This window comes from Streptomyces sp. NRRL B-3229 (assembly GCF_000719505.1).
Lineage (GTDB): Bacteria > Actinomycetota > Actinomycetes > Streptomycetales > Streptomycetaceae > Streptomyces > Streptomyces griseorubiginosus.
In genome coordinates this window covers 47,375-53,951 of the sequence record NZ_JOGP01000035.1, presented here as the reverse complement: position 1 = coordinate 53,951, position 6,577 = coordinate 47,375, and the positions used below count along the sequence as shown (strand labels likewise).

Sequence of the window (6,577 nt, the reverse complement as noted above, 5' to 3'; positions counted from 1 at the left end):
TGGGGGGGGGGAGGGGGGAGGGGAGGGCGGGGAGCGTCGAGGCTTTGCCGGGAGCCGAGCCGCGGTGGACGCTCTCTTCCGGCGAGTCGCTGCGGGCCTCCTGAGGGGTGTGCCGCGGGCGTTCGCCGTGAGCCTCCAGGCTGCCGCCGTGTCGCGGGAAGTCCCCGTGCTCCTCCTCAGCCTCAGCGCCTCCCTCAGGACCGCGCGATCCCCCGGCCTCGGCCTCCGTGGCGCCCACACACAAGTCCGGGCTTCCTGGACGGCGGCCGCCACCCGGGGTCTCCTCCCCTGGAAAGAACCCCGCGCCTGGACCCATGTCCCCGGTCTCATCCGCGAGTTGGTGTACGAGAATGCCGTGACGGAACGCGATCTCGCCGACTTCGGCACACGTACCGCCGTACACGGACAGCCGGTTGCCGCCCTCCCGGACGACCTCGACGGAGCGGTGCGCCGCCCGCGCCTCCTTGGTCAGCAGGGCAGCGAGGCGGACGGCGTGGGGAGTCCGTACGGCGACACGGGGGCGCAGCCTGGTGCGCGCGAACTCCCGGACCTCCTGGTCGGCGACGAGTCTGCCCTTTTCGAGCGTGACGACCCGATCCGCCACGCGCGCGGCCTCCTTGGGCTCGGCCGTGGTGAACAGGACTGTGCCGCCTCGGACGGCGTGCGCTCGCAGCACGCCGTACAGCCAGTGACTCTCCCCGCTCGAGAGTCCTTCTGCCGGCTCGTCCAGTACGAGGCTGTGCGGGTTGGGCAACAGGGCACAGGCCAGACCCAGGCGGCGGTCCATGCCGCGCGACAGCGTGCCGAGACGCTCGTCGCGCAGACTGACCAGCCCCACCGCTTCGAGCACCTCGTCGGCGCGCCTGACCGGTACACCGGCCGCCGCGCACAGCATCCGCAGATGCCCGCGGACCGTGCGCGCGGGATGACCCGGCACATCGCCCAGGAGGACGCCGACCTCACGCGAGGGATGTGCGATGCGATGCAGCGGACGCCCCCTGAAATGGGTGATGCCACGGCCCTGTTGCAGTTCGAGCATCAGTCTGAGCGCCGAGGTCTTGCCCGCGCCCGCCGCTCCGAGAAGCGCGGTGACGCGTCCCGGACGGGCTTCGAAGGACACGTCGTCGACCGTGGGCGGGAGGTCCTTGCGGGAGGGGCTGGTCAGTCCGAAGGCCTGGATCACCCGTAGCAAGATAGCGCGTTATGTCCGGGTTTCGCTGGCGTCACACTTCGGGGCGCAGCATCGGAGGGTTGAGCAGCGTCGCGCCGCCGGCGCGGAAGAGCTGGGCGGGACGTCCGCCTTGCCGCGTGGTCGTACCACCGGTGGGGACCAGGAAGCCTGGCGTACCCGTCACCTTGCGGTGGAAGTTGCGCGGGTCGAGAGCAACGCCCCACACCGCCTCATAGACACGACGCAGCTCACCGACGGTGAACTCAGGCGGGCAGAACGCGGTGGCCAGTGACGAGTACTCGATCTTCGAGCGGGCTCGTTCCACACCGTCCGACAGAATCTGCGCGTGGTCGAAAGCCAGCGGCGCGACCGGTTCCCCGTCGCGACCGTAACCGCCCTGCTGCAACAGTTCCTCGACGGGCGCCCAGCGTGCGTTGCTGGCATCGCCACCTGCCCGAGGAGCGGGCAGATCAGGGGCCAGAGCCAGATGGGCGACGCTCACCACGCGCATCCGAGGATCACGCTTTGGGTCACCGTAGGTCGCCAGCTGTTCCAGGTGCGCGCCGTTGTCCTGGACGGGGACGGCAGGGTCGTGTGCGCGCAGCCCGGTCTCCTCAGCCAGTTCCCGGGCTGCGGCCTGCGCCAGATCCTCGTCGGCCCGTACGAAGCCGCCTGGCAGTGCCCAGCGCCCCTGGAACGGCGGCTCGCCCCTGCGCACCGCGAGCGCACACAGGGCGTGGCGACGCACGGTCAGTACGACCAGATCCACGGTGACGGCGAAGGGCGGAAAGGCTGACGGGTCGTAGGGCATGCGGCGATCATAGTCGTCTGCCTGACGATAAACACTCCCTTCGCCTGTCGCGGCAACGGTTGATCCACTGCGCCCCAGGGCAGATCCCACCCCTTGTTCGCGGCCACTCTGCGAGGCGATGTCGTACAAGGTCACGACCCCAGTTGTAGCCCTTCGGCAGCCTCCTCGACCATGGCGAGCCCGAGTCTGCTGACCCGTACCGAGAACGGGGCGCCCGCAATCCTCAGTCCGGTCAGTCCGATCTCGCCGAGAGGCACGCTGCGCATGGGGCGCAGGGTGACGGTTCCCGCCGGGGCGTCCGGGCGGACCCCCGCGAGGGCACTCAGCAACAGCACTCCCGCAGCCGCTGCGGTCGCGGCGGGACGACAGGCCGCCGGATGGGGCAGCGGAGCGCTCCCCTCCGAGCGCTGTTCTCCGGCGAACATCTCGGGGAGCCGGTGCCCGAAGGTCTCGGATGCCGCGAGCAGACCTTGCAGGAGGGAGCCGGCCTCCCTCTCGAACCCGGCGGCGGCCAGCCCCGCGACAGCGACAGCCGTCTCGTCGACGCGAACGGCCCCGGTGCGGTGGCCGAAGGGGTTGTATCCCGCTTCCTTGGCACCCAGGCCACGCAGCCCCCAGCCCGAATCCATGGCCGGGCCACCGAGCAGCCGGGCGAGCTGCTCGGTCTGGACGCTGTCGAGGAGTCCGGGTGCCAGTTCGCCACCGCCGAGCAGGCCGGTGTCCAGAAGATGGACGGCCGTGGCTCCGAGGTACGGCACGAGGCGGCCGTCAGGAGCACGGGCCGCCGCTGGGCGGCCACCACCACGATCCTCGATCCAGAAATCCCGCCGGAAGGCCGTTCGCAGGTCGCGGGCCCATTGCCGCAGTGCCGTCCCACCGGGTCTGTCGAAAGCGTCGAGCAGATCCGCACCGAGGACAGCCGCGCGATGCGCGTGGGCCTGGGTCTCACAGCGGGCCGGACCACCTGGTTGCGGGGCGCGGAGATACGTCCCCTCCCCCACAGTCGCTCGCATCCAGCCCAGGCAGCGCTCGGCCGTCGGGAGCAGATCTTCCGTCTCCTGTCGCGAGAGCCCCCACCGGAAGGCCTCCGCGAGCAGAGCGGGGAAGAGCAGGGTGGCTTCGGTGCCGGTACAGCCGGCCGGCAGATGTGCCCCCGCGTCCCGGCGCGGTCCGGGGATCATTCCGGACCGTGCCTCGCGCGTTCCGGTCGTTTCTCGTTGTTGGGTGCGGGCGAGGGTTCGGAGTGTCCCGGCGGCGAGCCCGGTACCGAGCGGCAGGACCATGCGGGCCGCGGCGAGTGCGTCGGCCGGAGCCAGTCCGCAGCGCCAAGGGACTCCGGCCGCCAGGTGGGTGTCAGTGGGGTGTGCCGGGTCGCGCAGCAACAAAGACCGGAGATCGTCGATGCTCGTGTCCAGGAGAGGCTGGAGCGCGGGGTGGTCTCCCGTCGCGCGGGCGGAAGCGAGGGGACTGGTCGACGCACGGCCCGCGGCCCGGACGGGAGCTGCGCCGTCGAGACGCACACGCAGCTCCAGACCGGCCGTCCCGCCGGGCGGCAACTCGAACTCCCAGCGCAGCAGGCCTGCCGACGCCAGCGCGTCACTCGGGGGCGGGTCTGCTGTCACCGAGGCACCACCAGAGGCGCCGGACCAGCGCAAACCGGAGTCGTGCACGATCGCGGACAGCTCGGGTCCCGCTCGGCCCGACGCGATAGCGCTCAGGTCCGCCAGATCCGAGCCGAGTGCCACCTCCACGGGCAGCCGCAGGGGGCGGGAGGCTGCGCTGCGCAGCGTGATGCGTTCCGTGCCGTCGGCGTGGCGGCTGCGTTCGACGACGACATCGGGGTCCGGGCTCGGGCCAGGAGCGACGCGGACAACGGCAACGAAGCGTGCGCGATCGGCCGCGGTCGCCCGTGCCTGGACGGCGAGCGGTTCGCGGCCGGCGACCCGGACCTGGCAACGGGAGAGCAGCCGCCGGCCCGCGCGGTAGAAGCCCTCCAGCCCTTGGCCGGTCAACTGCCCTTGGGCCGTGGAGATGGCGAGGCCCGGAAGTGCCACACAGATGATGGTCGAGTGCACAGGGGGGAGGCCGGCCGGTCCTCCGGGGCCTGGGGAGCCGCCCTGCGGCTGCGGTGGCCCGGACGGAACCGGTCCCGGTAGCCGGACGGAGCGGCTCCCGGCCAAAGCCGAAGTCCGACTCGGCTCCACCGGCGGCGACGAACGTCGCGCGGGCCCTGCCGGTGGAAACGACTCGCGATCCCACGACGCCGAAGGCGTACTCCCCCATCGATCGGACGACCGGTGCTCTGCGGTCACCAAGGAGTGCTGTGTGCCGGTCGGGAACCTCGGCTCGGGTGTGCCGGTGTCCGTGACCACCCGCTGCGGCGGTCCGACGCTCCCAGTCCAAGCCGACTTCGGCGCATGGCGGGCGGACAGGGCGTCGTCGGAGGGCGGAGTCGGCTGATGCAAGGGTCGCTTCCTCTGCGCTCTGCGCGGCACGGGCGGGTGCGGCGCCCGGTGCGGGGCTACTGCCCGGTGCGGGGCTACTGAAGGACAAGAGATGTGAGACGGCACAGCCCGGTCGGGCATTCCACCCCTCAGGTGAACGGGGCAGGGCCGTTCCGAGTCACGCCCGCGACCGGGGAAGCCGACCGAATGGCGGCCGGCCAGGGGCACCACCCTGCGACACAGGCGGGACAGCCCGCGCGCCACACGTTCCCAGCGGCCGCTCACCCCTCTCCCTCGGGGGCACCGTCAGTGGCACCACCTCCAGGCCGAGTGCCCTCGGGTCGGCATGTGGCGTCCTTCCCCGTGGCACGGCGGCGCACGGCACCGGGACGCGTACGGCCGCCCGCGCGGGACGGTGGGCGCGAGTCCTCCACGCCGGACGGTCGCCCCTCCCCTGGCCCAGGGTGCGTCAGGGCATCGCCGCGAGTGCCGCTGCGAGTCCGCTTGCGTCGACGGGAGGCCGTGGGAGGCATGGACGCCGGGACGGGCTCGAACAGGCGCGAGGGAATACTCCCCTCGGAACCGAGAGCCCGACTGCCGTCGGAGTCAACCGTGTCCGACAACTCCGAATCCTCGACTGTCTGCTCCTCGCCGGACCGGCAGACCTCCGACCGGGCCTCTGTCTCACGCGTCTGACGTTCCGCGCGCAGGCACCGACGGATCGACTCGGGGTCCAGTCCCTCGTTGCAGGCCTGGTGCAGAAGCCGGGCGAAGAGATAGCTCGGATCCGCTCCGAGGGCCATGGCCAGCGCCTCCCTGGCCTCGATCTCGTCGCCCGCGGACCACGCGACCCACCCGGCGAGCGTGAGCGGCGCCGCCGCGTGTTCGCCGTACGGCCCGACGCACCGACGGGCCAGTGCCCGCCACAGCCGCAGGGCGGGCCCGGCCTCGTCGGCCTCCATCCACTCGGCTGCACGGTCCCGGGTCGTGCGGTCCTGAAGACCGAGAATGAGTTCGGCCGCCTCCTCGTGCCCCAGCAGTTCGTCGTCCCTCAGGTCCGCCTGGAGTGTGCCGGACACGGGTGGCGCTGCGGCGAAACGAGTCATGACGAGCCTTGCCAGCCGCGCCGTCTCCTCCGCCACTTCCCGGCGGCTCGGCAGGTCGAGCATCCTGGGGATCAAAGCCATACCGGCGGTGTCCAGGGCGACCTCCTGCTCCAGGGCGGCAGCGGTCTCCCACGGCTGCAACCTGCCTCGCAACTCACGCAGAGTGCCTCGCACCTGTAGGCCGGCGTAGGTCGCCGCGGCCGCGAGCACAGAGGTGCCGGGCAGACCCATCGGGAGTCCCTCCACGGGGCAGCATTCCTCGCTCGGACAGCAGTACGACCAGTAGCGGCCGCCGGAGATGCACAACGCCTCGATCACGGGCACGTCGAGCCGGCCGCATTCCGTGCGCAGTAGGGCGGCAAGCGGTGCCAGCCGCTCCGTGATCTGCTTTCCGGTCTCACCGGCTCCGGGTTCCTGGCAGAGGTAGGCGACCATCTGCTCGGGGCGGGCGCCCCTGCGCTCGCTGCCGGTGATCAGCCCATGGGCCAACTGCCGGGCCACGGCCGCCCAGTCGTCCTTGTTGGCCGGGATGCCGAGCCGGGCTCGCCCGCCGAACCGGCCACGGCCGTCCCGGTCGTGCAGGGCGACCAGCACGATGCTGTCCTCGGGCCGGTATCCGAGGAGGTACGGCAGGGCATCGGCCAGTTCGCCCGGCGTCCGCAGAGTGACCTGGTGCTCGGCACCGTGCGCGTCGAATCCGACCCGCTCACCGATACCCAAGCCGTCCCCGACCTGCTCACCGACGCCCAAGCCATCCCCGACGCCCGTGCGGTCCCCGTCCCGCTGCCCACCGCCCTCGCGACCGATGCCATCGCGCCCACTGCTGTCCTGGGCACCGCTGTCGCGGCCACCGCCTCCCCACTCACCACCACGGTACCCATCGCCGTCCCACCCGCTACCGCTTCGTCCACCACCGTCCCGTCCGTCGTTATTGCCGCTTGCAGCCGATCCGGTCGTTTCGCTGTGATTCGTCATGCGCAGACGATCTCGCGGATCGCGATCCTCCGCTTGCCCCTGTGGATAACTCCGATCAGGACCACGACAA

At 71.7% G+C, this 6,577-nt stretch carries 4 protein-coding genes; all 4 read right to left on the bottom strand.

Features of this window, described 5'->3' with window-relative positions; genetic code table 11:
- Positions 1-1,183, bottom strand: a 1,183-nt coding sequence (locus IF54_RS0136405; protein WP_234439149.1) for an ATP-binding cassette domain-containing protein, incomplete at its 3' end; no start/stop codon positions are given.
- A 40-nt stretch (positions 1,184-1,223) separates the two neighbouring features.
- Complete coding sequence (locus IF54_RS0136400) at positions 1,224-1,982, bottom strand: NUDIX hydrolase (protein WP_030326766.1); 759 nt, start codon at positions 1,980-1,982, stop codon at positions 1,224-1,226.
- Positions 1,983-2,113: 131 nt separating this feature from the next.
- Positions 2,114-4,036 (bottom strand): glycogen debranching N-terminal domain-containing protein, encoded by a 1,923-nt coding sequence (locus IF54_RS0136395; RefSeq protein WP_234439148.1) that lies wholly within the window; start codon positions 4,034-4,036, stop codon positions 2,114-2,116.
- 671 nt (positions 4,037-4,707) lie between these two features.
- Positions 4,708-6,507 (bottom strand): DUF4192 domain-containing protein, encoded by a 1,800-nt coding sequence (locus tag IF54_RS0136385; protein ID WP_037821084.1) that lies wholly within the window; start codon positions 6,505-6,507, stop codon positions 4,708-4,710.
- Between the last annotated feature and the right edge of the window lie 70 nt (positions 6,508-6,577).

Bases quoted from the DNA above. Each gene is read 5' to 3' on its own strand.
- IF54_RS0136400 (WP_030326766.1), bottom strand. From the start codon at position 1,982: ATGCCCTACGACCCGTCAGCCTTTCCGCCCTTCGCCGTCACCGTGGAT.
- IF54_RS0136385 (WP_037821084.1), bottom strand. From the start codon at position 6,507: ATGACGAATCACAGCGAAACGACCGGATCGGCTGCAAGCGGCAATAAC.